The following is a 26,557-nucleotide window of genomic DNA, read 5'->3' on the forward strand; positions in this document are numbered from 1 at the left end:
CCAATTCGCGGGCAACCCGCATGCCCGAGAGAGATGTATCAACGATGAGTGCCAGGCACTCTCTCGTGCAGTCGTCGACGACGGCCATGATGCGGAAGCGGCGCCCGTCGGTGAGCTGGTCCGATACGAAGTCGAGCGACCAGCGCTCGTCGGGCCTCAGCGGCACCAGCATCGGCGCCCTGGTCCCGATCGCCCGCTTGCGGCCGCCACGGCGGCGAACGGCGAGCTTCTCCTCCCGATAAAGCCGGAACAGCTTCTTGTGGTTCACGACCAGGCCCTCCCGCCTCAGCATCACGAGAAGACGCCGGTAGCCGAACCGACGACGCTCCTGCGCGATCGCCTTCATCCGTTCGCGAACCTCGCGGTCGTCCGGCCTGCTGGTCTCGTAGCGAACCGTCATGCGGCAACAGCCGATGGCTTTACACGCCCGCCGTTCGCTCATCCCGAAGCCTTCCTTCAGGCGAGCGACAGCTTTCCGCTTCGCCGCGGGCGTCACCATTTCTTTCCCACAAGATCCTTCAACGCGGCATTGTCGAGCATGGCGTCGGCCAGAAGCCGCTTCAGCCGCGTGTTCTCGTCCTCCAGCGCCTTCAGCCGCCGAGCCTCGGACACATCCATCCCGCCGAAGCGGGCCTTCCAGTTGTAGATCGAGGCGTCGCTGACCCCGTGCTTGCGGCACAGATCGGCAACCGATACCCCGGCCTCGTGTTCCTTCAAAATTCCGATGATCTGCTCTTCAGAGAAGCGGCTGAGTTTCATGTCCTGGTCCTCTCGATGGGCCAGAACGAACTTCAAACCGGATTAGATCAGAGGGGCAAGGTCAACCGCCTTCTGCTTCCATGGTCGTCCTGGGCGCTTCGCTGTGGGTTCGGTTGTCGGCGCCGCCACAACCGCCGGCACAAAGGCAGGAGAATCTTGCTGCACCGAAGCGGCCTGTTTGCGCGCTTCCCGACGCCAGGCGAATACCTGCTGCGGACTCAGGCCATAACGGCGGGCGACCTCGGAAATGATTGCGTTCGGCTCCAGCGTCTCCGCGATGATCAGCGCTTTGTCATCCACCGACCACTGACGCCGGCCGCCAGCACCGTTGATCACCTCGAAACGTCGAGGCTGCCGCTCCGGGTCAAGCGTAAGGTCAAGTCCAGACACAAGTCGATCTCCGATCCCATTACAGAACCGGCAACCTCACAGATCCAGACCACTCCTGAAAGGTGGTCCGGAAACACCGCTTACCCTCGAGCTGCAATTCCATCTAGTCAAGAAGCCTGGCCTTGCGCTCCGAGCGACTGCCATGGGTGTCGCGCTTCAACTTCTCGATCTCCAATCGCCGTCGCGCGATCAGCGCAGGCGTGATCACCAACGTGCCGTCAGCCGCAGGGGCTAAATAAAGCGCGCGCTCGAGCTTCTTCGTTGGCACCTTGGCCCCCATGCCAGATCACCTTGATCGGCTCCCTCCCTGGCGCCCGCAGAACAGGGCAAGTGACCGCTATGTGGATCGTGCTTCAAGATCTCCTGCACCATCAATGCGAGGGCGGGAAGCCCTTGCGCTCATCGGGCATGACCTGGACGAAAGCGACACGCGAAGCATCGCCGATGAAGACATGGACGAACTCTCAGCCAATGCCGAGGTGCGATGCGGTGTCCCACCGAGCAAATCCGGCCGAGCTGCTTGATATCGAAATGGATGAGTTCGCCCGGATGCTCCCGTTCATAGCGGCGCAGGGGTTCCGGCTCCAAGGCCCGCAGCTTGTTCAAGCGCAACCGGCGCAGAACACAAGCTGACAGACTCTGGCGAGACACCGGGTTCGCCGGCGACCTGTTTGCCCGTCCAGCGCTGACGGCGCACCGTTCGATCGTCTCGATAACCGCCGCAGGCGTCGGTCGGCCGATGCGGGCTGGATGAGCGATTTCGCAATCCGCTGATTCTTCGTGGCGATATCGGTCGACCCACTGCAGACCGTCCGCGGGCAGACGGCTTCGGCGACGGCCTCCGGCGTTTCCCCGCTCTCTCTTACCGGCCTTACAATTCGCTCTCGACCGCGCGGCGTCAGTCGGGCATTCCTGCGGACGTTCATCCGTTCCTCCGAGAACCACTGAAGCATCGACAACCTCAGCTTTTCCCGGTCCGGATCGGATGGACAACCGGCTGAAAGCTCCCAGCTAGGAGATGCCTCTTTCGCTTGGAGATAACCGAATGTGGTAAACTTGTCATTGCCGATGCCCGCCTGGCTGTTTTTGATGAATACAATTTGATAGAGCGTAGCTGCCTACTGCCGAGCTGGGCAATCTTAGTCGCGGAGGGAATTTTGTCAGTCAGGAGATTGGGCCTGCTTACGACGATCGCATTGGCATTCGCCGTAGCGTTTCTTAGTATTATCATCGCACAGCGGGGCAATCCAAACGTGCCAACACCTAACCCACCCTCAGCACTTCAATCGGTTGAGGGCAAGCTTTCAATACAATCGATCGACGATCTCATAGTCGGAGCTCATAGAATTATACTGTGCGGCGTGGCGTTTGAAAAACCGCAATCTATGCGTGCTATGGTCACAGAAGCAGCACGTCGAGATTATCAAGGGCTCGCGCTGATATGCAAGCGCGTAGGGACGGGAACGCCTTGTGATGGTAATGTGGCGTCGAAATTCGGCGCGGCTATTGTAGTTCAATGTTTCATGCCCGGTGGCTTAGATCTTGCGACCAAGCTTGTGCAGGACGGAATTTTGTGCGGAAAACCGGCGCAGGCAGGTACAACCTACAAGCCTTGCCAACTCTCAGATTGAAGCTGGTCGATGTCGTTGCGGCACGAAAGAACGATCCACCGCCAAGGCATGGGCTGGGATCGGTGGCGCTAGTGGCACGAAGCGAACTTCGGCACTCCCTACTCTGCTCCGATCATCCTAGCAGACTGTTGAAGAAGTCCTTTTTCAGGACAGGACTTGAGCTAACTCTATCCTTCGAAAGGAAGATTCTGAGATTCTGAGGATTAAAGGCGCGGGATAAACGAACGGCAAGGTTGGTTGCCCTCGCATGTAGACTTTGAGGCGCGGGTTCCGCGACAGATCATCCGCTGAGGGCAATTCGGGCGATCGCCAACACGCTGCTGAACCGCAGCAACACTGATCCCAAGGCACCGCTTTACAACAGAAGCGCGACGACAGCTGGCCAAGCTCTGCTAAATGGGCCACGCGCTCATGTCATGGCTCGGTGCTGGGTGATGCGGTCACGCTGGGAACCGGCTCGTCCGAGCGAGTGACGGCGCCCTGCTCTGTCAGCCCGCCAGTCCGGTCGCCGGCAAATCACGGCCGACGCCTTAGAAGCCCGCGATATAGGCCAGCTCGAGTAAGTGCCCCGCGCCGTCGCTGCACCATTGCGCTGATCGCCATCGACGGACATGTGGCCAAATCCGGCAAGCGGCATACGATCGAAGTCCATGGCCAGTATCCGCCATAGCGGCTATCAGGTCAAGCAGCGCTGTCGCAAGCGTGTTGAGTAGGATGTTCGGCTCGGTCAAGAGCACTAAGCGGCCTACAATCTGATCCGCCTGCGATGTTGCTGGCGCAGCCGGGCGTGAGTCCCCCGGAGAGGGCGCGCCAGGCAGGCCACCTTGAGGTGTAGTCGTCGAGGACAACGTGGATGCCTTTAAAGGCCGATGGTGGCATTCCATGTGCCGCTTGCGATGGTGTCGTCGAGCACGTTGAAGGCGGCAAACAGGGCGGTCGTGCCATTCCGCTTGAACTTCGTGGGTCATGTCAGTTGAAGCCGCAACTGAAAACCTGTACTTTCAAGCCTGCCAAAGGTGTGTTCAACCAACCACACCGAAATCAAAAATTATCTCGCATTTGCGAAATGGGTTGGAATCGGCGCAAAAAGCTGTTACGCGCTCTTTTCAATGCGTTAGTGGCTGGGGCGCCTCAGGTGACGTAGGACAGAAGGATTGATGCGGATGAACCTAGTGTTGAAAAGTGCGTTGGCCGGAGTTGTTGTGTTGGCCGGCTTCGCCCCGGTGTCCTCTTTCGCACAGGATGGATCGTGCACCTGTGCAACCGCTTATAACGGCGTAAATCCGATTGGATCGATCGGGAGCGTCAATGGCGATGTGATGATCTCGCAGGCAGCTGGCTATGGCCCGGCACAAGCGGGGGGCGCGCTTGATTTCGGCAGCCGCGTCGTGGTTGGCGGCAAGGGATCGGCTTCGGTTAATGTTGGCAGCTGCAATTTGAGCGTGCCGGCCAATTCGACCCTCGATATCTCCCGTGTCGAAAATAAGATTTGCCTCAATGTCTTGGGTTCCGAAAAGACCGCCCAAACGGATAATTCAAACAACGAAAATAAGACGCCGCTCATCATTTTTGGCGGTATGGCTGCCGGCGCTCTTGTTCTGGGACTAACGCAGGACGATGACCACGGCCGACCCGTTAGCGACTAAGTTCACTGTAAATAAGGATAGCGGCAGCAGGGGCGCGTGGCGCTTCTGCTGCTCGTCTGTTGGCGACAGAGTGGCTTTGGTCTATGTGCTGGTCTTGTACCGGTATGTTAGTCGGATGGCTTAAGCCAAGGCGACGTGCGGATGTCTGAGGCTTGCGGCCGGGAGGGGAAGGGCGGGGTGCCGGTCTATCTAGGCATCGTGGTCGAATCGCCATCCTTCGCTTCGTCGCTGCGTGTCGGTGCAAGTTTCGAATACGACGTCCGACAAGCGCGGCGATCAAAGTCAATCCTGTGGAGGGCGGCATGTGTGTAGCGCTCGATACATGAGGCGCAGCTATTGCCGCCGATGCGGCGCTGATCATCGGCCTGCATGATGACAACTCCATCCGCCAGTAGCCGGGGCCTGGCATCCATCGTATCGCATGAACTCGACAAATGCGTCATTCGCTGTCCTGCGTGTGGCGCATTTATAGTTTTTGGGGATGACGTCCCTACGTTGCTTCGTTGCAGTGACAAACGCCCATGATCGATCTGCATTCCCATATCTTGCCCGGCCTCGACGACGGCTCGCCTAGTCTTGCCGAATCGCTGGAAATGGCTCGACTGGCGGTGGCCGACGGAACGACCCACATGGCGTGCACGCCGCACGTGACCCCGGGCGTATACGAAAACGGAACATCGAACATAGTCCGGGCGGTTCAAGAATTGCAACAGGCGCTGCGGAGCGCCGCCATACCGCTTGCTCTCTACGTCGGCGCCGATGTTCACATAGCGCCGGATCTTCCGGACCAATTGGCGGCCGGCAGTGTGCCGACCTTAAACAGGTCCCGCTATTTTCTGTTCGAGCCGCCGCGTCATGTTCTACCTCCACGAATGGAGGATCTTGCTCTACGCCTGATAAATGCCGGCTTTATTCCGATTCTTACTCATCCTGAGCGTTTGACCTGGATCAAAACGAATTATGACGTTATCGAGAGGTTGAATGCGGTGGGTTGTCTTATCCAGCTTACCGCAGACTCGATTGTTGGTGCTTTTGGACGCACGGCGCTTTATTATTCGGAAAAGCTGATTGACGAGGGCAGGGTGGACATCATCGCATCGGACACGCATAGCGCTACACGCCGGCGTCCTGGGCTTTCACAGGCGGTTGCTGCTGCTGCGAAGCGATGTGGGGAAGACGAGGCCCGCAACATGGTGTTGAAACGTCCAGGCGAAATATTAGCGAACAGGCCCATCGAGCCGGTCGGGAAAGCACGTCCGAAAAGACCAAACGGCGGCAACGCCGGCCGTTTTGGAGGATTGGGCCGCCTATTCAAGGGCGGGACAGCATGATGGGCATTTTTCATTTCGCAAAAAGCCACATAGGCACGACACTCGTCTTGCTAGCTTCGCTTGCAATGTCGGCATGCACGAGCACATCGTCGACGACACCGTCATCGGCGAGTTCGGTCGATGCTTTGCAATTGACGTCATCGTCGACTCCACTTGCGGGCGGTGGCGCTCTGCAAGTGGTAAAAGACCTGCCTGCGCCTCAAAACACCCAGAACGGCAGCGAGCAGCCTTTGTCTCCGAACGATGTACTCGAGGTGAATGTGTTCCAGGTCGATAATTTGAACAGAACCGTTCAAGTCGACGCCGGCGGGCAAATTTCGCTTCCGCTTATCGGGACGGTCACCGCGGCAGGAAAAACCGTGCGCCAGCTGGAGCAGGAAATCGAAACTGCCTACGGCTCCAATTATCTGCAGTCGCCTGATGTGACGGTTTTCGTAAAGGAATCGGTCGGACAACGCATTACCGTTGACGGAGAGGTCAACAAGGCCGGCATATATCCGGTGTCGAGCAATTCCTCGCTTCTGGACGCAATCGCTCTGGCGGGAAATTTCAGTCCGATAGGGGACGCAAGGAAGGTCTTCATCTACCGCAACATTGGCACGAATACGTTGGTCGCCAATTACAATGTGGAGGCAATTCGAGCCGGCAAGGCCCGCAATCCACGCATTTACGGAGGCGACAAGATTGTCGTCTTTGCCTCAAGCTCGAAAATAGCGGTGAACAATCTCAAGGATGCGCTCGGCATAGCCTCCAGTGCCGCCCGAATTGCCGTGATCCCAGGGATATAGCTCGCAGCCGGTCAGAATGTAGTCGAATCTAGGATCACCTCGCACCATGCTTGATCGCAACAGACAGCACCAGATTGCAGGTCCAGGACATGGCCAGGCCTTGTCCGCCGACCTCTATTATGACGGTGGGCAAAACTATACCCCTTATGGTCGCGACTATTCGGAGCAGGAACAGGGCTTCAACCCGCTCAAGCTGCTCTTCTACGTCGTCCACTATCGTTGGCTGTTCGTCATGATGGTGGCAGCCGGGCTTGTCGCCGGCGTCGTCATTACGATGATGCAGACCCCCAAATATCAAGCGACAACACAGTTGGAAGTGCTGGTTCCTTCGGCAAAGGTCTTTCAGGACATTGAGGTAGTTTCTGAAAATAGTGACGTGCGCGCCTTTTTGACGGCTCGTGAAAAGCTCAAAAGCCGTGCATTGGCCCAACGCGTTGTGTTTCAATTAGGGCTCAGTGAAAAGCCTGACTTCCTGTTTCCAACGCCAGACTTCTCCGTCGGCAATCTCTTTTACCGGGCATTCGGCATTTCTAATACGCCTTCTATTGGAGAGAAAACCCCAGAGCAACGAGAGGCGATTGCGATCGATCGCGTTCTTAAGGATCTTACCGTCAATCTGGTGACCAACACGAGCCTGCTATCGATTACGTTTTCAGATCAGAATCCGAAATATGCAAGCGATATTGCAAATCAAATTGCACAGAGTTTCATTGACCAACGTCTCGACCAAACCAGCGAAACTTCCGACCTGGCACGGCAATTCATCCAAGAGCAAGTCTTGCAGGTGAAGCAAAAGCTTCAGAAATCGGAAGAGGAATTGGTCGCCTATGCGAAAGATGCAGGCATCACGATAACCGGTGACGACAAGTCGCTGATAGGATCAAACATCGAGGCGCTAAACACCGCGCTTGCGACGTCTATCCAGGACCGTCTCGATGCAGGGCGGGTGGTGGACCAGATCGACAAAGGCCGCGGTTCGAGCCTCGCGCCGGTCCTGGAAAGCGAAGGTCTGCAGAAGCTTAGCGAAAAGTTGGCGGATCTGACGAGCCAGTACCAACAAAAGCTGGGTGTTTTGAAGCCCGGTTTTCCGGAAATGCAGCAACTTCAGTCGCAGATTAAGGAGTTGCAGCGGCTCTACAACAACGGCGTCCTGGCCATTACAGATTCACTGCGTTTGAAATATCAGGAGGCGCAAAATAAGGAAGCTGATCTCAGGAGCAAACTTTCTGAGATGGAAAAGCAGCAGGTCGTGTTCAATGATAAGAACATAAAATACACGATCTTGAAACGAGAGGTTGATTCGAATCGGTCGCAATATGATAGTCTCATTGCTAAACTGAACGAGGTCGGTGTCAGCTCGGAATTGAAGACGCAGAGCGCAGCTATTGTTGATTTTGCAGCGCTGCCTGATCGCCCTTATTCTCCACGTCTCACCATCAACCTTGCTGTCGCGCTGTCTCTTTTCCTCATGCTGACTGCATCGATTATTTACATCATAGAGTTGTTGAACAACACCTTCACCAATCCTGAGCAGATCGAAAAGGAACTCGGGCTGCCGATGCTCGGCATCTTGCCGCTCGTCGATGATCGAGAACTCATAGCCAGCATCACCGATCAAAAATCCGGGCTCTCGGAAGCCTACCGCTCGCTTCGAACATCGTTGCAATTCTCGGGCGCCGAAGGAGCACCGCGGTCACTACTGGTTACGAGTTCTGAACCCTCGGAGGGCAAGTCGACAACGTCGTTCAAGCTTGGGCAGGACTTTGCAGCACTTGGTGCAAGAGTCCTCATTGTCGACGGGGATCTCCGGAAACCCAATCTTCATCGCCTGTTTGGTCTCGACAACACGATCGGCCTGAGTAATCTCTTGACGAACACAGTCCGCAAAGAGGACCTGGCGAGCATTTTCAGGGGGACGAAATATCCCAACGTCACTGTTTTGACTTCCGGAACGATTCCTCCAAATCCGGCGGATCTGCTCTCGTCACCGAAGATGGCTCTGATCATAACCAATCTCGGCAAGCGCTTCGATCTTGTTATCATCGACGCGCCGCCGATCGTCGGCCTCTCGGACGCGCCCATCCTCAGCCGGCTTGCCGAAGGTACATTGATGGTCATCTCTACCAATCAGGTGACGCGCAAGTCGGCGAAGGCGGCGTTGAAGCGCATGCGAGCTGCTGGTGCCAATGTTGTTGGAGCCGCGATGTCCAAATTTGCGGTGAACAAATTCGATTACAATTACGCCTACAAGTATATGAACTACCAATACTATAACTACGGAACGGCCGCGAGTACTCCGAAGATTGAAGGTAAGGTCGATGATGGAGCAAGCCAGCCCGCTCATGCAAAATCTCCGGCGTTCAGTCGTTTGGTCCATCGCGTCCGTTCTAGTGTTTCTGGCTTCCTCGATCGGGCTAAGTCGATTTCTTGAAACAGAAAAGCCAGCCGTTTCTGTTGCGTTGGATCCGTTCAACGTGGATGCGGTGATAAGTGAAATCACTAGCGACCTGAACGATGCGAACAATGCTCCCGATCTTGATGCATTGCTTGCCAGGGCCAGAGGCGCGCTCGCCTTCAATCTGGCGGATGCGCGTCTCTACAGTCTGATAGGTGAGATCAAATACCGGCAAGGCGAAAAAGTCCAAGCTTACCAACTCTTCGATCAAGCCCGAAAGCTGTCCAAAACAGAAATCCACGCACTGCAAAGGTCCATCGGCCGCGATGCCGAATCGGGCGATCTGTCAAAGGCAGTTAGCGAGATCGACATATTGCTACGGCGTTGGCCAGACCAATTTTCGGCAATCGCCGAGGGCATGCCGAGAATTCTCTCAAGTCCCGAAGGGTACCAGGCTGTGTTGACAGCCATCAGCGCAGAGGCGCCGTGGAGAGCAAGTCTGTTCGCCGCTCTTGGCAAAACCACCGAGGGACTCAAACTGGCAAATCGGCTGCTGCTCGACTTGACCGGATCCCCCGCACCGCCGAATTCGAGCGAACTGACCCGAGTGATCAATGACTATATTCGTCAGAGGCAATATGAACCGGCTTACCGGCTGTTTCTTTTCAGCTTGTCTGATCAAGAGCGGAGATTGAACGGATACATTTTCAACAGCACGTTCGAGCCGGTTTCCAGCGGCAAGCCGTTCGATTGGCAGATCCGCGATCAATCGGGTTTGGAAGTTGCATTTGCAACATCCCAGGATGGGGTGGAAGGTGAGGGTGGGGCGACGATCCGGTTCTTGAACACACCGGTCAAGAACACAGCTCTTCAGCAATACATTGCGCTGCCTCCAGGCTCGTACAAGATTTCCCTGACTGCGTCTGCGCGAAACCTGAAACTTCCAAAGGAATTGTTCTGGTCGATCAGGTGCGTGGATCCAGCCGGCGAGATTACACGGTTCAATATTCAGGAAGGCACATACAACCGTCAAAATCTTAGCCACGATTTTTCGATCGGACCAGATGCCTGCCCTGTGCAACTGTTAACTCTGCAGACCGCCGCCATTGCCGAGAGCTGGCGATTTCGGTATGTCGGTACGTTGGTAATGCACAAATTGAGCATTGAGAGACTTCCACATTGAGCGACCGCCCGTCGGAATGGGATAAATATCTCCTAGGGTCGGTTTTGTTTGTATCCCTGCTGATCGGCGGTGGTACTACGAGCGGCCTCTATACGGACACCCTGATCGAGGTCGCGGCAATTGTCTCGTCGGCGGCCATATTTTCGCAAACCTCTGGCCAAAGGATCTCCCATTCTGCTTTATGGCTGCTGATCTTCGCCGTGGCATTAGTGGTTTTGCAAATTGTTCCACTGCCAACGGCGATGTTCAATGGGTTGCGACCGGAACTGCTGCTCGGAAATCCTTGGGCGGACGAGACTCAATTTCGCTTCATCAGCGTTGGGGTCGGCCGCACGATTGAATGTCTGCTTTATCTGTTGGCCACGGCGGCGTTTTTTTTGGCCGTTTTGCGTTTGCGTGCTGAGCAGGTCAGCGCGCTTCTTCCATTCTTTTTTATGGGTGTTATCTGCAACGGCTTGGCAGGTGCGATTCAATATTCGCTCTCTGACAACATCGCTATCGTGGGTCTATTGCCTTTTACGATCAATGCCGGGCTTTTCGCCAACGTGAATCATTTTTCTGCGTTGCTTTTTGTGTCTATTCCGTTTGTCGTCTACTATGGTCTGTTCCGCGGGCATCTTTTGTCGGGATCGGTTGGCTTGATCGCGCTTTTGCTGCTGCTTTTGGCCGCCGGTTCACGCGCCGGTGTTTTGATTGGCTTGGCCACAACCATATTATCCGTCGTCTTTCTTTCCGCCCGTTCTAGGGCGAGTGGACTTACCATCCTGATGATTTTCATAGGGCTGTCGGTCTACACGATCGGCGCGTGGACGAAGATCGATGCGGACGTAATCGATCCGACTTTCGGACGGGGGGAGTTTGCCCGAACTACAATCGAAGGAATCAAGGAGAATTGGGCGACGGGCGTCGGATTCGGTAATTTTCAAAACGCTTATCAAATATATGAAAAGGAAAGCATGATTTTCAAGCAATACGTTAATCACACTCATAATGAATATCTTGAAATAGCTTTCGAAGGTGGCGTTCTTGCTATCCTGCTGATGGTAGGTTATTTTGTATTGCTTTTTGCTGCATTAGCCAGGGTTCGTCGCGACCCGCTTCAGAAAGCGGCATTTCTCTCCGTATCATTTCTTCTCATTCATTCGCTGGTTGATTATCCGCTGCGGACCGGGGCACTGGCAATGACCTTTGCCTATATGAACGCCATCATCTTCCACAAAGGATTTGCGGAACGCTTGAGCCGCAAGAGCGAGATGATCGAGGTCGACCACAACGGTGACAAGCTACTTGTTTCAATCGGAACTACGTCCTAGCGAGCTCGTCGCCACAGCTGGCCGTCGGCTGAATAGGCGGACGACTGTCAGACAAGAGCCTGACCGCCGGCGCCCAGGCAATATTTTTCTGCCCTCCCAAGCGCAATGGTCGCTGAGCAGAAATTTCCCGATTTCGCCGGCTGCATGGAAAATTCATTCCCGAACCATTCGGCCGCTGGCTTGTCTTGCATTGTTCTGGGCAGGAACGATCTGCTAGAACGCCCCCACGAGAAATAGATTGTCCAGAAGTGCAGCTTGAACCGGGCGGCTGAAGATCGCGCCCGTTGATGATACAGGCCCTTCTATGGATGGGTACGAAAGAACGCTCACAGTCCATGAACATCGCGCTTACCCACCTTCAGCGGCTTGAGGCTGAATCCATCCATATTTTTCGCGAGGTGGCCGCGGCTTTCGCCAAGCCGGTGATGCTCTATTCGGTCGGCAAGGATTCATCCGTGCTCATGCACCTGGCGATGAAGGCGTTTTATCCGGCCAAGCCGCCCTTTCCCTTTCTTCATGTCGATACGACCTGGAAATTCCGCGAAATGATCGCCTTTCGCGACCAGATGCAGCAAAAGCTCGGCTTCGATCTCCTGGTCCATGTCAATGAAGACGGCGTGCGCGACAACATCAATCCGTTCGACCACGGCTCCAACACCCACACGCATGTGATGAAGACGGTTGCCCTGCGGCAGGCGCTCGACAAATATGGGTTTGACGCAGCCTTCGGCGGCGCCCGTCGCGACGAGGAGAAGTCGCGCGCCAAGGAGCGGATCTTTTCGTTCCGCAACGCTCAGCACGTCTGGGATCCGAAGAACCAGCGGCCGGAGATGTGGAAGATTTTCAACACCCGTATCGCTGCCGGCGAATCGATCAGGGTGTTTCCACTGTCGAACTGGACCGAGCTCGACATCTGGCAATACATTCTCCAGGAGGACATCCCGATCGTGCCGCTGTATCTGGCCAAGGAGCGGCCGGTCGTCGAGCGCGACGGCATGCTCATCCTGAGGGACGACGAGCGCATGCAGCTGCGGCCCGGCGAGACGGTGGAGAACCGGATGGTGCGGTTCCGCACGCTGGGCTGCTATCCGCTGACCGGCGCGATCGACTCGGAAGCCGACACTCTGGAGGCGATAGTCGGCGAAATGCTCACGGCGCGCACTTCCGAGCGGCAAGGTCGCCTGATCGACCGTGATGAAGCCGGCTCGATGGAAAAGAAGAAGCGCGAGGGGTATTTCTAAGCATGCGCCACATCATGGCCAAGAGCCTCGCCCCGACCGATGGCGTCCGCGACTATCTGGCGGCGCAGGAACGAAAGTCGCTGCTGCGCTTCCTGACCTGCGGCTCGGTCGACGACGGCAAGTCGACGCTGATCGGGCGTCTCCTTTCCGATACCAAGCAGATTTTCGAGGACCAGCTGGCCGCGCTCGAGCGCGATTCACGCAAGCACGGCACCACCGGGGACGACGTCGACTTCGCGCTGCTGGTCGACGGCCTCGAGGCCGAACGCGAGCAGGGCATCACCATCGATGTCGCCTATCGCTTCTTCGCAACGCCAAAGCGCAAGTTCATCGTCGCCGACACGCCCGGCCACGAACAATACACGCGCAACATGGCGACAGGTGCATCGACCGCCGATCTCGCCATCGTGCTGATCGATGCTCGCCAGGGCGTACTGCGCCAGACAAGGCGGCATTCGATCATTGCCTCGCTTCTGGGCATTCGCCACATCGTGCTCGCCGTCAACAAGATCGATCTTGTCGGCTTCGACGAGGCGGTTTTTAATCGGATCGTCGCGGACTACGCGCAGTTCTCACGTGAGCTCGGCTTCCAGACGATCGTGCCCATTCCAATGTCGGCCCGTTACGGCGACAACGTTACTGGCCGTTCCGATAGGATGGACTGGTATTCCGGCCCGACGCTGATCGAACATCTCGAAACCGTCTCGGTCGACGAGGCCGCGGTCGAATTGCCGTTCCGGTTTCCCGTCCAGTATGTGAACCGTCCCAACCTCGATTTTCGCGGTTTCGCCGGCACCATCGCCTCTGGCTCGGTTGCGCCGGGCGACGAGGTGGTCGTGGCGAAATCGGGCAAGTCCTCCCGTGTCAGGCGCATCGTTTCGCATGGCGGAGACCTTCAGCGGGCTGTCGCCGGCCAGGCCATCACCCTCGTCCTCGACGACGAGGTCGAGGTCTCGCGCGGCAACATGCTGGTGTCGCCGGCAGCGCGGCCGCAGGTCGCCGACCAGTTCGCCGCCAACATCGTGTGGTTCGACGAACATGCATTGCTGCCCGGCCGCTCCTACATCCTGCGCACCGAGACCGACCAGACCAGCGCCACCGTCACCGACCTGAAATACCGGGTCAACGTCAACGACTTTGCCCATGAGGCGGCCAAGTCGCTTGAAATGAACGAAGTCGGTATCTGCAACATCTCGACGCGGTCGCCGATCGCCTTCGATCCGTTTGCCGAGAACCGCACCACCGGCGCCTTCATCCTGATCGACCGCATCACCAATGCGACGGTCGGCGCCGGCATGATCCTGCATTCGCTGCGCCGCGCCGAAAACATCCACTGGCAGTCGCTTGATGTCGGCAAACGCGCCCGCGCCGATATGAAAAACCAGCGGCCGGCCGTGTTCTGGTTCACCGGGCTTTCGGGGTCGGGCAAGTCGACCATCGCCAATCTGTTTGAAAAGAAGCTCTTTGCCACCGGGCGCCATACCTACATTCTGGATGGCGACAACGTCCGTCACGGCCTCAACCGCGATCTCGGCTTCACCGACGCTGATCGTGTCGAAAACATTCGCCGCGTCGCCGAAGTGGCGCGCCTGATGGCCGACGCCGGGCTGATCGTCATCGTGTCGTTCATTTCGCCGTTCAGCGCCGAGCGGCGCATGGCGCGCGAATTGATGGCCGACGGCGAATTCGTCGAGGTGTTTGTCGACACACCCTTCGAGGAATGCGCCAGGCGCGATCCGAAGGGGCTTTATGCGCGGGCCTTGAATGGCGAAATCAAGAATTTCACCGGCGTCGATTCACCGTATGAGGTGCCTGAAAAACCCGAAATCCATCTCAAGACCCTCGGCAAATCGGCCGAGGAGATGGTGGACGCCCTGGAACACTGGCTGAACGAGCGGGACATTGCCGAAGACCAATATGATAGCGGCGGCGGTATCTGACGACGAGGCGATGCTCGCCGTCTTCGAGCACCTTGCCTTGGCGGCAGGGCGCGAGGTGATGCGTGTCTTTCGTGTCGGCTGTGCGGTCGACAGCAAGTCGGACAATTCGCCGGTGACCGAAGCCGATCGCGAGAGCGAGAAGATCATCCTTGCCGGGCTGCGCGCCGCTTTTCCAGAGATTCCATGCGTGGCAGAGGAGGAAGCCTCTGCCGGCATCATGGCGCCGGATCTCGGCGACGCCTTCTTCCTGATCGATCCGCTCGACGGCACCAAGGAGTTCGTCAATCGGCGGACCGATTTCACTGTCAACATCGCGCTGGTTCGCCATGGCGTGCCCGAGATCGGCGTCGTCTTCGCGCCTTGCACCGGCCGCTTCTTTTCCGGCCGGCCGGGCAAAGCGGAAACGATCGAGATCAATGACGACTACGAGATCGTCGATCGCCAGCCGATTTCGGCAAGGGCCGGCATGGTGCCGCTGACCGTCGTTGCCAGCCGCTCCCACAACACGCCGGAAACCGACGCCTATATCCGCGCGCTGGGCGCTGCCGAGATCGTCTCGGTCGGCTCGTCGCTGAAATTCTGTCTCGTCGCCGGCGCCGAGGCAGACGTATACCCACGCTTCGGCCGCACTATGGAATGGGACACTGCCGCGGGTGACGCGGTGCTACGCGCTGCCGGCGGCATGACGCGCACGCTGGATGGTGCGCCGCTCGCCTACGGCAAGCGCAACCAGAGCGATGACGAGGATTTCGCCAATCCGCATTTCATCGCCAGCGGCAAGGCTGCTGGATCTGGCTAGGCGATGATTGCGCAGTTCCAGACCCGTACGAAAGTGCGGGTGTTGCAAGTGACTTACGGAAGCGACCTCAGATACTGCTCGAGATCTGTAAACACAACGGTACGATCCCCATCCGGCCTACAGTAGGGTCGGCGTGGCGATTCTCTTCGTGTCCGGCCGATGCTGCGGGGCCTTCACACGGTGTATCCAAATTGCTGTATACCGATACACTTGAACGGCTATACGAGCGAGTGATGGCGTTCCACATCAAAAATCCCGAGACCGACGCACTGGCCCGCCGGGTCGCCGCACTTAAGAGAACTGGTCTGACAGAGGCCGTCCATGCCGCGCTCAAGCATGAGCTTGAGCGCGAACAGGCTAGACCGTCCCTCGTAGAGATCGGCGTCAGGTTCTGCCGTGATCTGCGAGCCCGGGGCAAGCCTGATCACGGCAGGCCCGCCGACAAGGCGTTTCGCGACAGCCTGTACGAGAATGATGATGTTCATCGACGCCTCGGCCCTGACGGCGCTGATGACCAACGAGGATGATGCGCGCGAACTCCTGGTCGGGACCCGGCGCGGCTGAACGGTGTTGAACCGGACTTTACTTGGCTGGCCACGGTCCAGATTGGATCACGTTCAAGAACCTAAAATGCGGCGGGCTTGCTTCGGATGGTTAAGGCCAGGAGCGCCTCCGAAAGTCGTTTCTTCGCCCGCTCCACCCCGTTCTCGTCGATTGCCTCAACATCGAGGAACAAGTCGAGACCAGTCGTATGCTCGCTGATGACCTGAGGGCGCTGGGCGAGTTCACCCAAGAGGCCCTCGACTTCGTAGGGGACAACCTCCCGGCTGATCCCCTTCATGGCAATCGGTGCTAATGGACGCGCCCGGACAAGGTCGCGCACGAGCGCGTAAGTCTCATAGCTGAGGCAGATGCCGCCGGGCTCGGCAATCGACTGCAGCCGGGCCGCCAAGTTCGCCTCGGCTCCAATGATCGTGTAGTCCATCCGATCATCGGAACCGAAGTTCCCAACATTGCAATAGCCCGTGTTGATGCCCATGCGAGCTCGGAAGGGCCGTTCAACTCCGCGGTCATGCCACACCCTGTTCAACTGCTCCAGCCGACGCTGCATGTCGACAGCCATGCGCAAGCAGGCTCTCGCGTCTTCCTCGACGCCCTGCGTCTCGGGGTCTCCGAAGAACACAAGAAGCGCGTCGCCGATGAACTTGTCGACGGTGCCGCCGTGTTTGAGCGCGATCGTCGACATCTCGGTGAAGTACTCGTTGAGGAGAAGCGTCAGGTCCTCGGGCTGGAGCCGTTCCACGATCGCGGTGAAATCCTTGACGTCGGAGAAAAAGATCGTGAGCTTCTTGCGCTCGGTTGCGATGGTGACGTCCTTCTGGCCGCTGAAGATGCTTTTGTAGATTTGAGGCGAAAGGTATTTGGCGATCTTCAATGAAATCGCGGCCAGAAAGTCGTTTGCCTCGGAAAGCTCCTTGTTGATGCCCTGAATCAACGCGGACTGCCGACGCTGCAGGAGAATGAACGTCAGGCCCGCCGCCGCCGCGAAACCGAAATATAGGAGCAGATACTTGAAGGTCAGCACGTTCGCAGCAATAGGCTGATTGACTGATATCTCCTGGATCCCTCGGACATCCCCTACCTTCCAGTCCGTCTTGGGGCTGTCCGGGTGTGAGTTATGGCAGGTCACGCACACTTGTCCCATTATGACAGGGGCCGCGGCGCGGACCTGCCGGTCAAACAGTGAGCCCGAGACTTCGATGATCGGCTCCTTCGGGTTGGCGCGCAAAGCCAAGATTGCATTCCGCTCGAAAACATCGAGCTGGTGGGGCGCGCGACCTTTGAAAGGCAGATCCGAGACGAACCGATATTTGACCGACCCGTCATGAGCGCTGATGCGCTTGCCGAGTTCGATCGAGAGGGTTGCTGGAATAGGGATCGCACCTGGCACGTCCCGATAGTTGTGCGTCGCGGTCACGGCGCCGTTAGCTTGCAGCACGCGTCCCACGACGTCGCTGCCGTAGAATCCGCGCATTTCGTCGATGATCCGGCTGATTTCGCTGGCTTGCCCGCGCAGCATCCGTTCCGATAGGTCTCGGAGGTCGAGCCAGGCTGCGACGGGCAGACCGACAAGGCCGATGACCACTGCCGTCACCAGGAGCGGTCCCATGGTGCGCTGCTGACGCGCAATCTGTTCACCCAGTCCAGCCATTGTGCAAGCCCCCGGCCGTCACAGTATCTGAACTATAGCTCATTCCCGGCACGGTACTAGAGTCAGTCTTGGCTCGATGAAAACACGTCAGCCCTGCAACGTCGGACCGACCTTGAACGGTTGTTGCTACCCGACCCTCACAGCGGATTTCGCATGGTGCGGCTTGGCAATGTCGATCCCGTGGATCGAGCTGGGTTTCAGCTTGGATATCTCATAGGCGACAACACCCATATTGCAGCCAACATCGAGAATGGATTTCCCGGCGTAGTCGACCTTTGCGGAGAATAGCCCGTCCAGTCTGTCGTCCCACGTTCCGGCAAAACCGCTTTTGAATCTTGACCACCACAAATCATCAGCTTCTTTGGGAAGAGCCCCCTTGAGCGCCTCCTACCACGAGAGAATTAATGGTCGATACCCATTCAACTGGAATCGATCACATTGACGAACCAAGGCAGGGACGTGTGCGGCCGCGTCACAACCCCATCACCCTGAGTGCCGCGGGAACCGAATAGCGGCTGCCGTCATAGCGCAGCCGGTAGGTCCGCTTCACAGGCTTGCCGGGATGGGACTGGCACTCGCCATCCTTGTCGGGGGAGGGATTGTCGGTGTCCGTCCGCTCGACCGCAATGATGTCATGATAGCCGTGATGGCTCGCCGGGCTCATCGCCAGGCTGACCTGGCTGGAATGAAACGATCCGGCGCAACTGGCATCGCCTTCGCCGCCATGGCCGGCAACCACGAGGCCGTCGAGCACCAAGCGCAGCGCATCGCTGGCGACGGCATAGAGCCGCAGGTCGGTTTCAGTGAAGGGAGTAGCCTGCGAATGGTTTGCCATTTCGACGCGCAGGCCGAAGGCGGTGACCTCAGGGGCCAGTGCATAGCGGCCGGTGTCGAATTCCACCTTACGGATCGCGATGGCATCATCGGTCATCAGTCCAGGCTGGAGCAGGCGCTGGCGCACCCGCAGGCTCTTTCTATCGACGACCAGTAGCTCGATGTCGCCGACATGCAGGTGGTCGCTGTTAGCGCTGTCGATCAGCGGTACCGCGACCAAAAGCAGGTCGTCATGAGCCGGCCAGATCTTGCAGGCCAGGCCGAATGGCGCATCGCTCTCCGGGAGCGTTGAGGCGATGCTCGTATGGGGTACAAGCGTGAACGAGGCGCCGTCGGCGCTCTTTCGGGCCGTGGGATAGGCCTGCTGCACCAGGGCGGCGGCATCGCCGCAATCGCCGGCCGCTGCCCGGGCGGGCGACAGGCTGGCGAGGGCCGCGCCGAGCAACAGGACAGGCAACACTATTCGCATGGAGTTCTCGCGTCGCAGTGCCGGGTTCGGCCAGGGCCCTTCTACGCGAGATTGGTGGCGGCGCACAGGGTGTAGGGAAGTGACGGCTAGCTCCACCCGCTGCGTCAGGACCATAGGTATCCTGGAAAGTCGTAAAGTCCGAGCTCGCTTAGGAACGGTGATCATGAGAACGCCGCCCGAGCGGCCAATTTTTGCCAATGCTGTTCGAGCTACCTGAAACAGATACTGACAATGTGATCTCGGTTGCCTTGTCGCGCTCCGATTAGATAAAGAAGCGCCTGGACAAGAAACCTCTACAAAACCGGACCTCGCCGATCCGTCGGGCGCACCTTCTAGGGTGTACATTCCAAAATTAGTGCGCCGGGAGACCGGCAAGGAGTAGGTGGTGGAAGTCCACTGCGATGAAGGAATAGCGATCCACATCGGCCCCGAGCCGTGCGCAGACATCCGCGAGGATGCCGGCGAAGCGTCGGTAGGGGAGTGCATAGGCCAGCCATTGAGCCACGAAAGGGAATTTGTTCCGGATGCCGACGCCGTTAATTTAGCGGAAGGCGAAATGGACGGGCGCGTTTTCGCGAGCGCCTGTTCGATCCGGCGTGGTCTGAGACCCTGGCATGTGCGGAAGCTCCTTGTGCGGGAACCGGGAGATCTCTGGATTGGCCATACGCCCCAGGAGTACGGGGGGATGGTCCGCAACGGGAAGGCGAGGAGCCGTAGCCGTTGATGCACGATCCAGAGAAGTCTGACTCCGGCATAGTAGCTGCGAAGCCGACGAACAAAGCCGGACAACCGGCGGCGGAGCTGGTGGAGCCAAGGCCGGGGACCAAGGGGAACGCGGAACAGCAACACATGCACCGGACACAGAGCCGGGCTCGCATGTCCCAGTCGCTGGATCGCGTACGGCAAGCCGCAAGGCTGAGGAAGAAGGAGAAGTTCACCGCGCTCTTCCACCACATCAATGTCGATACACTGCGGACGGCGTTCTACGTGCTCAAGCGCAAGGCCGCTCCCGGGGTGGATGGCATGACGTGGCAGGATTACGAGACAGACCTTGAGCCTCGGCTCAGGGACCTGCACGAACGGGTTCATCGGGGAGCGTACCGCCCGCAACCGTCTCGCCGGACGTTTATACCGAAGGCAGATGGAAAGCAGCGGCCGCTGGCGATTGCCGCTCTGGAAGACAAAATCGTCCAAGGGGCAACCGTCATGGTGCTCAATGCCATCTATGAAGGCGACTTCTGCGGCTTCTCATACGGGTTTCGGCCCGGTAGAGGGTCGCACGATGCATTGGATGCACTGTGCGTAGCGATCAACACGCGGAGGGTGAACTGGATTGTAGACGCCGATATCCAGAACTTTTTCGGGAGCGTCAGCCAGGATTGGCTCGTTCGCTTCGTGGAACACAGGATCAGCGACAAGCGCATCATCCGCCTGATCCGGAAATGGCTGAAGGCGGGCATTCTCGAAGACGGGATCGTGACGGTAGATGACAGGGGCACGGGTCAAGGCTCGGTGATTTCGCCGCTTCTGGCCAATATTTACCTGCACTATGTCTTCGACCTGTGGGTCAACCGCTGGCGACGGCGCGAGGCCACCGGCGACATGATCATCGTGCGCTATGCCGATGATGTAATCGTCGGCTTCGAGCGCGAGGGCGACGCCCGTCGTTTCCTCGATGCGATGCGCGCGAGGCTTGAGGAGTTCATGCTGTCGCTGCATCCGGAAAAGACCCGCCTGATTGAGTTCGGCCGCTTCGCGGCGGTCGACCGCAAGCAGCGCGGGCTCGGCAAATCGGAGACCTTCGCATTCCTGGGCTTTACCTTCATCTGCGGTAAATCGCGAAAGGGGCGCTTCCTGCTTAAGCGGAAGACCCGAGGCGACCGCATGCGGGTGAAGCTCAAGGACATCAAGGCGGAGCTGCGGCGTCGGATGCATTGGCCCATCCCCGAACAGGGGAAGTGGCTGAGGCAGGTCGTGACAGGTCATTTCGCCTATTATGCGGTCCCGACGAATGGCGGGGCGCTCGCGGCGTTCCGGCACCATGTGACCGATCTCTGGCGGCGGACGCTTCGGCGGCGCAGCCAACGAGACGGCTTCACCTGGGCCCGCATGACGAAGCTGACCGACGACTGGCTCCCCAAACCACGCATCCTTCACCCGTGGCCCAATGCGCGCTTCGCCGTCAGCCACCCAAGGTAGGAGCCGAGTGCTCGAATCGGGCTCGCTCGGATCTGAGCGGGGGGCGCCCAGTAATGGGCGTCCCTACCGCGATACTCGGCATGACCTCCGATTCTGACCCCCTGAGCCGGGCGCGTTCGCTGTCGGCGCGGTATCGAAGCAGAACCAATGCGGCGCCTGCTTCGGCTTTCCGAGACCCCGCCTTGTCTTTCCTTGAGACTTGGCAGCACGGCGCGTTCAATCGGAACCCTGCTCCCTTCAATGTACAGCCAGTCCCATCAGCCGGCGAGCTTGTAAACGCCGGCAGCCTTTTGGCAGCTGCAAGCACCGCCTTCATGTCGAGTTCTTCGAGGACAACGAGGTCGTTTACCCAGCCGCTTGCCCGCACCGCCAGTGCTAGGTCCATCCCATCGGCCTGGTCCGGAACCTCAGCATTGACGACAATATCATAGGCGCCGCGAGTAAACATCATACCGGACACCTTGCCACCAACGCTTTCCAAAATCGCCTTGATTGCAGCTTCTCGGTCTGAGCCTTGTATCAATCCCTTATAGGCATGGGGCGGATAGTTTCCCAGGATTGTCACTTTCATGGGGTATTCCTCCCTATCTTGTCCTAGTTTCGTTATTGATCGTTTGACCAACACGGAGCTACGCGGACAGTTGGGTCAGCCGTAACCCTGCATCGCAACGCTCTTGCTCGTATCCAAAGCTGGCAGCGGGAAAGGTTCGACCTGCCCTCCGGTCTTGTCCAAATACTGCATCAAGGCCGTCACGAGGTGGTAGAAAATGCTCGCGGGGACCTCCGTTGCCAGTGACCTTCCGCGCTCGTCAATCCTGTCGATCCACAACCCAAGCGGTGCGGGATCGATGTGCCATTTGAAGAGGCGGGCGACACGAGCTTCGATCTCAGGTTTCAGATCAGGCCCGCCGATGCCGTCCAGGGCGACGGCGGCCTTGACGGCTTCGCATTGCGGCCAGCTGCGGGAGAGCCGGTCGAAGGGAATTCCCTGCCGCGACACGGCTGCATAAGCCAGGCCCGTGGCCCGGTTCAATCCGCTGGCGATCGCCGACGAATAGAGCTTCCTGGCGTAGGCTGCCAAGTCTTTCTGCCCGCTTGCCCGCGCGAACTCGACAAGGAGCGAAGCCCATTCGAAATGGTGCCCTGGTTCGGTCCACTGTCCCTCGTCTCCCGGCAACGGTAGCCAATCGACGTCGAAATGTTCCCCAAGCGTCCAACTCTCCTGGTCGAAGAAATGGCACCGGAAGAGATCGACGACGCGTGCCGCCCGACGGAGATATGCACGCTCGCCGGTGACGCCATGCCAGGCAAGGAAGGATTCCAGCATGTGCATGTGCGGGTTCGAGAACCGCACCCCCTTCCAGCCGGGGGTCTCGAGGAAGCCGTTCAAGCTGACGTCCTCGAGATGGGTGTCGATGAAATGGAACGTCTCTTGTGCCAGCTGCATGGCATCCTGATGGCCGCATCGGTGAGCATGGGCAAGCGCCAGGAGCACGCAGGAATGGTCGTAGGCGTCCTCCGTCGGGTCAGCCACGCTGCCGTCGCAATTGAGGGTGCGCACCCAGCCACCGCGATCGGTGCGGCCGTGTCTGGCGATGAACTCGATGCCGTGGTCGATGAGCTTGTCGGCCGGTCCAGCCCAGCCGCGTTCTTTGGCCACCGCGAAGGCGTAAATCTGGCGAGCCATCGTCCGCATGCGCTTGGGTTTGCCCAACGGCCTTGCATCGAAACCGAGCGCCTCGTGGAAGCCGCCATACGCATCGTCGACACCTGCAGTGGACCACAGCGGCAGGGTTTCGTTGAAGAGCCAGTGCTCGACGCGCTTGCGCCATGACCCGCTGATGATAACCCGGTCGTCCGACCCCGTGAACTTCGTTTCAAGGCGTCCGCTCTTCTCGAGTTGTTCGACGACTTTCTTCACGTTCTGGCTGTGGCTGACAGGAGCGACGAATACCGCGTCCGGTGTCGTCACCACCGCCACATGCTTCATCCCAATGACTGTCAGCAGTCTGCCCTGGCTTCTGAGATAGGAGTTGCCGCAATTCATGGCGACAACGTCGCCCATTACGACATTGCCGTCGCGGTCCGTCGGGCTGGCTTCCAGCAGCGATTGCCACGATCCAAGGTCGTTCCAGCGGAAGGAAGCCGTAACCATCGCAATACCGCGTGCATGCTCCATGACTGCGTAGTCGATCGACGTCGACGGGACAGCCGAATAGAAGCCCTGGGGCAGGTAGATGCCCAAGACGTCGGTCCGTGCAGCCTTATAGGCCCGTTCCGCGGTGTCCCAGATGTCTGGCCGGAACTGGAGAAATGCCTTCCGCATCGTGTCGGCACGAAACAGGAAGATGCCGGCGTTCCAGTAGAATCTTCCCGAAGCCACATATTTGCGAGCCGTCTCGGCATTGGGCTTTTCGACAAAGTGCGAAACGGCGGCCACTCCGTCACCAGTTGCCGCAACCTCGATGTAACCGTACCCGGTTTCGGGATGCGTCGGCTTGATGCCGAGCACGACAATGCTGCCTGATTCGGCGGCAGGCATGCCCGCCTCGACGGTTTCCCAGAATTGCGTTTCGGTCGATATCTGATGGTCGGAGGGGACCACGAGCACAAGCGCGTCCCCGCCATATTCGGAGATCGTGTGCAAGGTGGCTATGGCCACCGCAGCGGCGGTATTGCGGCCGACGGGTTCGAAAATCGGGCTGCCACCGTTAAGGCCGAGCGGACCGATGTCCGAGATAACGCGGTCGGCATGCCGTTCGGAGGCTATCAGATAGATCGGCGTCTCGCCGTCCGACCGCGCCTTGAGGCGTCGGACAGTTTTGGCGAGCATGGAGCCGTCGCCCGAAAGGTCGTGGAATTGCTTGGGATTGTCCTCGCGCGACAGCGGCCATAGCCGTGACCCGACGCCCCCGCTCATCACAAAACTGACGATCCGCTCCGACATGGTCCAGTTCCTCTCAGAATGTCTGGTTGTAGGCTCCGACCTCTGGCTCCGGCGCAGCACGGCGAGCGAGAGCCTCGAACATCTCGCTACGCCGCTCCGGCGAGACAAAGGTTGAGTTCGGGCACTTCTCCGTGTCTGGATGGCCGAACCACCAGCGCGCCTCGCATTCCCGAAAGCCAGTGGCTTTGATGAGAGCACTGTTTCCGAAAAGGAATGTGTTCGGCTGGCCTGGTCGACTATACCCAAAGTACCGGTTCTTCGATCCGCTATTCGCAACAGTTCTAGCACGCTGCCCGACGCAGGCCCCTTCAGCAATTGGAGTAGTCCTAACACGCTGGGTCGCGCCGCCTCCTCCAATAGGAGTATGCCCGCCGATGGCCGAAAGGAGGGCTCGTCCAAGCATGGCCGTCCCGAGAATGTCGAAGAAAGGTGTTTCGGACGCTTGGCTAGGCTTCTCAAAGGCATTCTGGTGGAAATCGAGAGCTATCAGCCGGCCTCCGAAAAGGATGATGGACTGTGCCGCGTTCGCCTTGTAGGCGATGGGAACTCGGCCAAACCCCGACCGCATGTACACGACGATCGATACCCTCACACGGAACGGTCAACCGCGAACGGCAGGTCTCTCTGGAACGGCAGATGTCATCCGTCGACAGGAAGAGAGAACGTTTTCGGGCCGATATCGACGACCATGATCTCCGGCGACACGCCGAAGCGCACCGGCAGCCACGATACGCCCAAACCCCCGGATACGATCATGTGCCGCCCACCCTCGACGACATGCCCATAGGCGAAGCGCTGTCCGTAGGCTGAATTGCTGATGGGGGGCCGATGAACGGCAAGCGCACCTGTCCACCATGTGTATGGCCGCATAACGTCAGGCTGACACGGTCAGGGACAGTAATGAAGATGTCCGGTTCATGCGCAAGGAGCAATATCGGATTGCCGTCGTCGGGTATTGGGGCCAATGTTCCAGGCAGATCGTCGACGCCCTTGTAAACGCCGCGAGAAAACTGCATGGCCCACTGGTCGCCACGACCCGCAAGCCAGAATGCTGGGCCATCCAGCTGCCGGATAAGCGTGGCGGTGTTCTCGAGGACCGGAATGCCATTGTCGACGAGGGCTGCGCGGACGCTGTCGACACCGTGCCACCAGTCGTGGTTGCCGAGAATGGCGTGGCAGCCGAGTGGCGCAGAAAGTTTCGAAAGTGAATTGCCCCAAACAGTGTCGGGCACGATCCCGGTGGCATAGCGCGGCGACACACCCATCACATAGTCGCCAAGGAGAAGGATGATGTCGGGCTGCAGGCTATTCGAAACACCAACGATCTCGTCGATCCTGGAAGCCGGCATCCAAGGCTCGCAGGCGTGGATGTCAGCGACCACGACGATGCGCAGGGGCTTGGCAGTGGTCGGCCAGCGCGGCGGAAGGAGCTTGTAGTGAGTGACACGCAGTCGAAACCGAGGCTCAATCGCGATGACATAACTCGCCAGACCGAATGCCGCCAGCGACACGGCGCCAAAGAGCTGCAGGAATGACCGCCGCGACGTCAGCACTTGTATTTCCCAGCAGAACGAGGTCTGTTTTAGAGATCGCCACGAATTCAGCTGCGGCAGCCAGATCTCATATGCGCGGCGCCGGATGCGTTCGTGTTTGTCCTCTGACATGGTCGTTCCTCCTGTCGGTTTACCCAACGCGAAGGAGCGTCGGAACGATCCGATGCTACACGCCGATTTCGGACAAAAAAGGAAAAAACCCCGGCAGCCTGGCTTCCGGAGGACCTGCGCAGCGGCCGGCCAATGATCCCGAGTATTTCGTTCTGTGGACCTGCTTCTTGCGCAATCCGACTTTCCCCCATACGAAAGCGGAATAGCAATAGGAGTTTGATGAATGACCGAAGAGAACAATCGCCAGAATGCAGAATTGATGGAATTGACCGCGGATATTGTTGCGGCGTTTGTCCAAAATAACGCAGTGCCAGTAGCAGACCTGCCCGATCTTATTTCTTCGGTGAACTCTGCTCTCGTTAGCTTAGTCAAGCCATCTGTGGTTGAGCAGCCAAAACAGACCCCGGCGGTCAATCCCAAATAATCTGTGTTTCCCGACCACATCATTTCTTTAGAAGACGGGCGCAAGTTCAAGTCGATGAAACGGCACTTGGGCTTGCTTGGGATGACGCCTGACGAGTATCGAGCCAAGTGGGGGTTGGCGCGGGACTATCCTATGGTAGCACCAAGCTACGTAGCACAGCGATCGGAGCTAGCAAAAGCTAGTGGGTTGGGTCGTAAGGTGAGTGCAAAAATGCCCACCAACAAGAAGGCGCCAACCAAGAAGGCACCAGCCAAGCGGGTGAGTGCCTAAGAACACCCCGCTCAGGCAAGCGGACTAATGCGATGACACGCCAATCCATTGCCGAAGAGCTTGAAAGCGCTGCTGGTCGCATCGCAGACATTTCGCGTGCGGATTTGCAGATCATTCTGCGT

At 58.3% G+C, this 26,557-nt stretch carries 18 protein-coding genes and 4 pseudogenes; 14 read left to right on the forward strand and 8 right to left on the reverse strand.

What is annotated here, in order from left to right:
• The 3 genes and pseudogenes from NKH05_RS30310 to NKH05_RS30320 all read right to left on the reverse strand — a co-directional run.
• A pseudogene (locus NKH05_RS30310) lies at positions 1-759 on the reverse strand (IS3 family transposase); the annotation flags it as partial.
• Between the two features lie 42 nt (positions 760-801).
• Positions 802-1,095 (reverse strand): IS66-like element accessory protein TnpA, encoded by a 294-nt coding sequence (gene tnpA, locus NKH05_RS30315; protein ID WP_353026795.1) that lies wholly within the window; start codon positions 1,093-1,095, stop codon positions 802-804.
• 157 nt (positions 1,096-1,252) lie between these two features.
• The gene (locus NKH05_RS30320; RefSeq protein WP_353026861.1) at positions 1,253-1,429 is read right to left on the reverse strand and encodes a hypothetical protein; all 177 of its coding nucleotides are present in this window, start codon (positions 1,427-1,429) and stop codon (positions 1,253-1,255) included.
• 751 nt (positions 1,430-2,180) lie between these two features.
• Between NKH05_RS30320 and NKH05_RS30325 the strand changes: the two genes are divergently transcribed.
• The 12 genes and pseudogenes from NKH05_RS30325 to NKH05_RS30380 all read left to right on the forward strand — a co-directional run.
• Positions 2,181-2,780, forward strand: coding sequence for a hypothetical protein (locus NKH05_RS30325; protein ID WP_353026797.1), 600 nt, complete (start codon positions 2,181-2,183; stop codon positions 2,778-2,780).
• An 853-nt stretch (positions 2,781-3,633) separates the two neighbouring features.
• The gene (locus NKH05_RS30330) at positions 3,634-3,924 is read left to right on the forward strand and encodes a hypothetical protein (protein ID WP_353026799.1); all 291 of its coding nucleotides are present in this window, start codon (positions 3,634-3,636) and stop codon (positions 3,922-3,924) included.
• 19 nt (positions 3,925-3,943) lie between these two features.
• Positions 3,944-4,426 (forward strand): hypothetical protein, encoded by a 483-nt coding sequence (locus NKH05_RS30335; protein ID WP_353026801.1) that lies wholly within the window; start codon positions 3,944-3,946, stop codon positions 4,424-4,426.
• 521 nt (positions 4,427-4,947) lie between these two features.
• Positions 4,948-5,757: a tyrosine-protein phosphatase gene (locus NKH05_RS30340; protein ID WP_353026803.1), complete on the forward strand. Its 810-nt coding sequence runs from the start codon at positions 4,948-4,950 to the stop codon at positions 5,755-5,757.
• Positions 5,754-6,545 carry a polysaccharide biosynthesis/export family protein gene (locus NKH05_RS30345; protein WP_353026805.1) on the forward strand — a complete coding sequence of 264 codons (792 nt, stop codon included), beginning with the start codon at positions 5,754-5,756 and terminating at the stop codon, positions 6,543-6,545. The genes NKH05_RS30340 and NKH05_RS30345 overlap by 4 nt, the downstream gene beginning before the upstream one ends.
• A 46-nt stretch (positions 6,546-6,591) precedes the next feature.
• Positions 6,592-8,976: a GumC family protein gene (locus tag NKH05_RS30350; protein WP_353026807.1), complete on the forward strand. Its 2,385-nt coding sequence runs from the start codon at positions 6,592-6,594 to the stop codon at positions 8,974-8,976.
• The gene (locus NKH05_RS30355; RefSeq protein ID WP_353026809.1) at positions 8,864-10,123 is read left to right on the forward strand and encodes a tetratricopeptide repeat protein; all 1,260 of its coding nucleotides are present in this window, start codon (positions 8,864-8,866) and stop codon (positions 10,121-10,123) included. Before NKH05_RS30350 ends, NKH05_RS30355 begins: the two co-directional genes overlap by 113 nt.
• A complete protein-coding gene (locus NKH05_RS30360) occupies positions 10,120-11,436 on the forward strand; it encodes an O-antigen ligase family protein (RefSeq protein WP_353026811.1) in 1,317 nt (438 codons plus the stop codon). The genes NKH05_RS30355 and NKH05_RS30360 overlap by 4 nt, the downstream gene beginning before the upstream one ends.
• A gap of 335 nt (positions 11,437-11,771) precedes the next feature.
• Entirely contained in the window at positions 11,772-12,677 is a 906-nt protein-coding gene (gene cysD, locus NKH05_RS30365) for a sulfate adenylyltransferase subunit CysD (RefSeq protein WP_352464033.1), read from the forward strand.
• Between the two features lie 2 nt (positions 12,678-12,679).
• Positions 12,680-14,617, forward strand: a complete 1,938-nt coding sequence (cysN, locus tag NKH05_RS30370) for a sulfate adenylyltransferase subunit CysN (protein ID WP_353026813.1) — start codon at positions 12,680-12,682, stop codon at positions 14,615-14,617.
• Between the two features lie 10 nt (positions 14,618-14,627).
• The gene (gene cysQ / locus NKH05_RS30375; RefSeq protein WP_353026858.1) at positions 14,628-15,416 is read left to right on the forward strand and encodes a 3'(2'),5'-bisphosphate nucleotidase CysQ; all 789 of its coding nucleotides are present in this window, start codon (positions 14,628-14,630) and stop codon (positions 15,414-15,416) included.
• A 233-nt stretch (positions 15,417-15,649) separates the two neighbouring features.
• Positions 15,650-15,817 (forward strand): annotated as a pseudogene (locus tag NKH05_RS30380) (type II toxin-antitoxin system VapB family antitoxin); the annotation flags it as partial.
• A 224-nt stretch (positions 15,818-16,041) separates the two neighbouring features.
• Here NKH05_RS30380 and NKH05_RS30385 read toward each other — a convergent pair.
• Both NKH05_RS30385 and NKH05_RS30390 read right to left on the reverse strand, forming a co-directional pair.
• Positions 16,042-17,628: an adenylate/guanylate cyclase domain-containing protein gene (locus NKH05_RS30385; RefSeq protein WP_352484459.1), complete on the reverse strand. Its 1,587-nt coding sequence runs from the start codon at positions 17,626-17,628 to the stop codon at positions 16,042-16,044.
• 472 nt (positions 17,629-18,100) lie between these two features.
• Complete coding sequence (locus tag NKH05_RS30390; RefSeq protein WP_353026816.1) at positions 18,101-18,931, reverse strand: PA3715 family protein; 831 nt, start codon at positions 18,929-18,931, stop codon at positions 18,101-18,103.
• A gap of 723 nt (positions 18,932-19,654) precedes the next feature.
• Here NKH05_RS30390 and ltrA point away from each other — a divergent pair.
• Positions 19,655-21,130: a group II intron reverse transcriptase/maturase gene (ltrA, locus tag NKH05_RS30395; protein ID WP_353026859.1), complete on the forward strand. Its 1,476-nt coding sequence runs from the start codon at positions 19,655-19,657 to the stop codon at positions 21,128-21,130.
• On the opposite strand, the gene NKH05_RS30400 is transcribed toward ltrA, so the two are convergent.
• The 3 genes and pseudogenes from NKH05_RS30400 to NKH05_RS30410 form a co-directional block, all read right to left on the reverse strand.
• Complete coding sequence (locus NKH05_RS30400) at positions 21,114-21,701, reverse strand: GYD domain-containing protein (protein WP_353026818.1); 588 nt, start codon at positions 21,699-21,701, stop codon at positions 21,114-21,116. The two genes, ltrA and NKH05_RS30400, sit on opposite strands and share 17 nt — an antisense overlap.
• Before the next feature lie 75 nt (positions 21,702-21,776).
• Entirely contained in the window at positions 21,777-24,077 is a 2,301-nt protein-coding gene (locus NKH05_RS30405; protein ID WP_353026820.1) for an AGE family epimerase/isomerase, read from the reverse strand.
• A gap of 639 nt (positions 24,078-24,716) precedes the next feature.
• Positions 24,717-25,627 (reverse strand): annotated as a pseudogene (locus NKH05_RS30410) (metallophosphoesterase).
• Positions 25,628-25,964: 337 nt separating this feature from the next.
• Between NKH05_RS30410 and NKH05_RS30415 the strand changes: the two are divergent.
• A pseudogene (locus NKH05_RS30415) lies at positions 25,965-26,435 on the forward strand (Ros/MucR family transcriptional regulator).
• Positions 26,436-26,557: the final 122 nt, after the last annotated feature.

This window comes from Mesorhizobium sp. M1399 (assembly GCF_040317735.1).
Classification (GTDB): Bacteria; Pseudomonadota; Alphaproteobacteria; order Rhizobiales; family Rhizobiaceae; genus Mesorhizobium.

What these genes read in the sequence shown, in the direction of transcription:
- NKH05_RS30320 (WP_353026861.1), bottom strand. Translation starts at nt 1,429, where the DNA reads ATGGGGGCCAAGGTGCCAACGAAGAAGCTCGAGCGCGCGCTTTATTTA.
- NKH05_RS30330 (WP_353026799.1), top strand. Translation starts at nt 3,634, where the DNA reads ATGCCTTTAAAGGCCGATGGTGGCATTCCATGTGCCGCTTGCGATGGT.
- NKH05_RS30335 (WP_353026801.1), top strand. Translation starts at nt 3,944, where the DNA reads ATGAACCTAGTGTTGAAAAGTGCGTTGGCCGGAGTTGTTGTGTTGGCC.
- NKH05_RS30340 (WP_353026803.1), top strand. Translation starts at nt 4,948, where the DNA reads ATGATCGATCTGCATTCCCATATCTTGCCCGGCCTCGACGACGGCTCG.
- NKH05_RS30345 (WP_353026805.1), top strand. Translation starts at nt 5,754, where the DNA reads ATGATGGGCATTTTTCATTTCGCAAAAAGCCACATAGGCACGACACTC.
- NKH05_RS30350 (WP_353026807.1), top strand. Translation starts at nt 6,592, where the DNA reads ATGCTTGATCGCAACAGACAGCACCAGATTGCAGGTCCAGGACATGGC.
- NKH05_RS30355 (WP_353026809.1), top strand. Translation starts at nt 8,864, where the DNA reads ATGATGGAGCAAGCCAGCCCGCTCATGCAAAATCTCCGGCGTTCAGTC.
- cysD (WP_352464033.1), top strand. Translation starts at nt 11,772, where the DNA reads ATGAACATCGCGCTTACCCACCTTCAGCGGCTTGAGGCTGAATCCATC.
- cysN (WP_353026813.1), top strand. Translation starts at nt 12,680, where the DNA reads ATGCGCCACATCATGGCCAAGAGCCTCGCCCCGACCGATGGCGTCCGC.
- cysQ (WP_353026858.1), top strand. Translation starts at nt 14,628, where the DNA reads ATGCTCGCCGTCTTCGAGCACCTTGCCTTGGCGGCAGGGCGCGAGGTG.
- NKH05_RS30385 (WP_352484459.1), bottom strand. Translation starts at nt 17,628, where the DNA reads ATGGCTGGACTGGGTGAACAGATTGCGCGTCAGCAGCGCACCATGGGA.
- NKH05_RS30390 (WP_353026816.1), bottom strand. Translation starts at nt 18,931, where the DNA reads ATGCGAATAGTGTTGCCTGTCCTGTTGCTCGGCGCGGCCCTCGCCAGC.
- ltrA (WP_353026859.1), top strand. Translation starts at nt 19,655, where the DNA reads ATGCACGATCCAGAGAAGTCTGACTCCGGCATAGTAGCTGCGAAGCCG.
- NKH05_RS30400 (WP_353026818.1), bottom strand. Translation starts at nt 21,701, where the DNA reads ATGAAAGTGACAATCCTGGGAAACTATCCGCCCCATGCCTATAAGGGA.
- NKH05_RS30405 (WP_353026820.1), bottom strand. Translation starts at nt 24,077, where the DNA reads ATGTCGGAGCGGATCGTCAGTTTTGTGATGAGCGGGGGCGTCGGGTCA.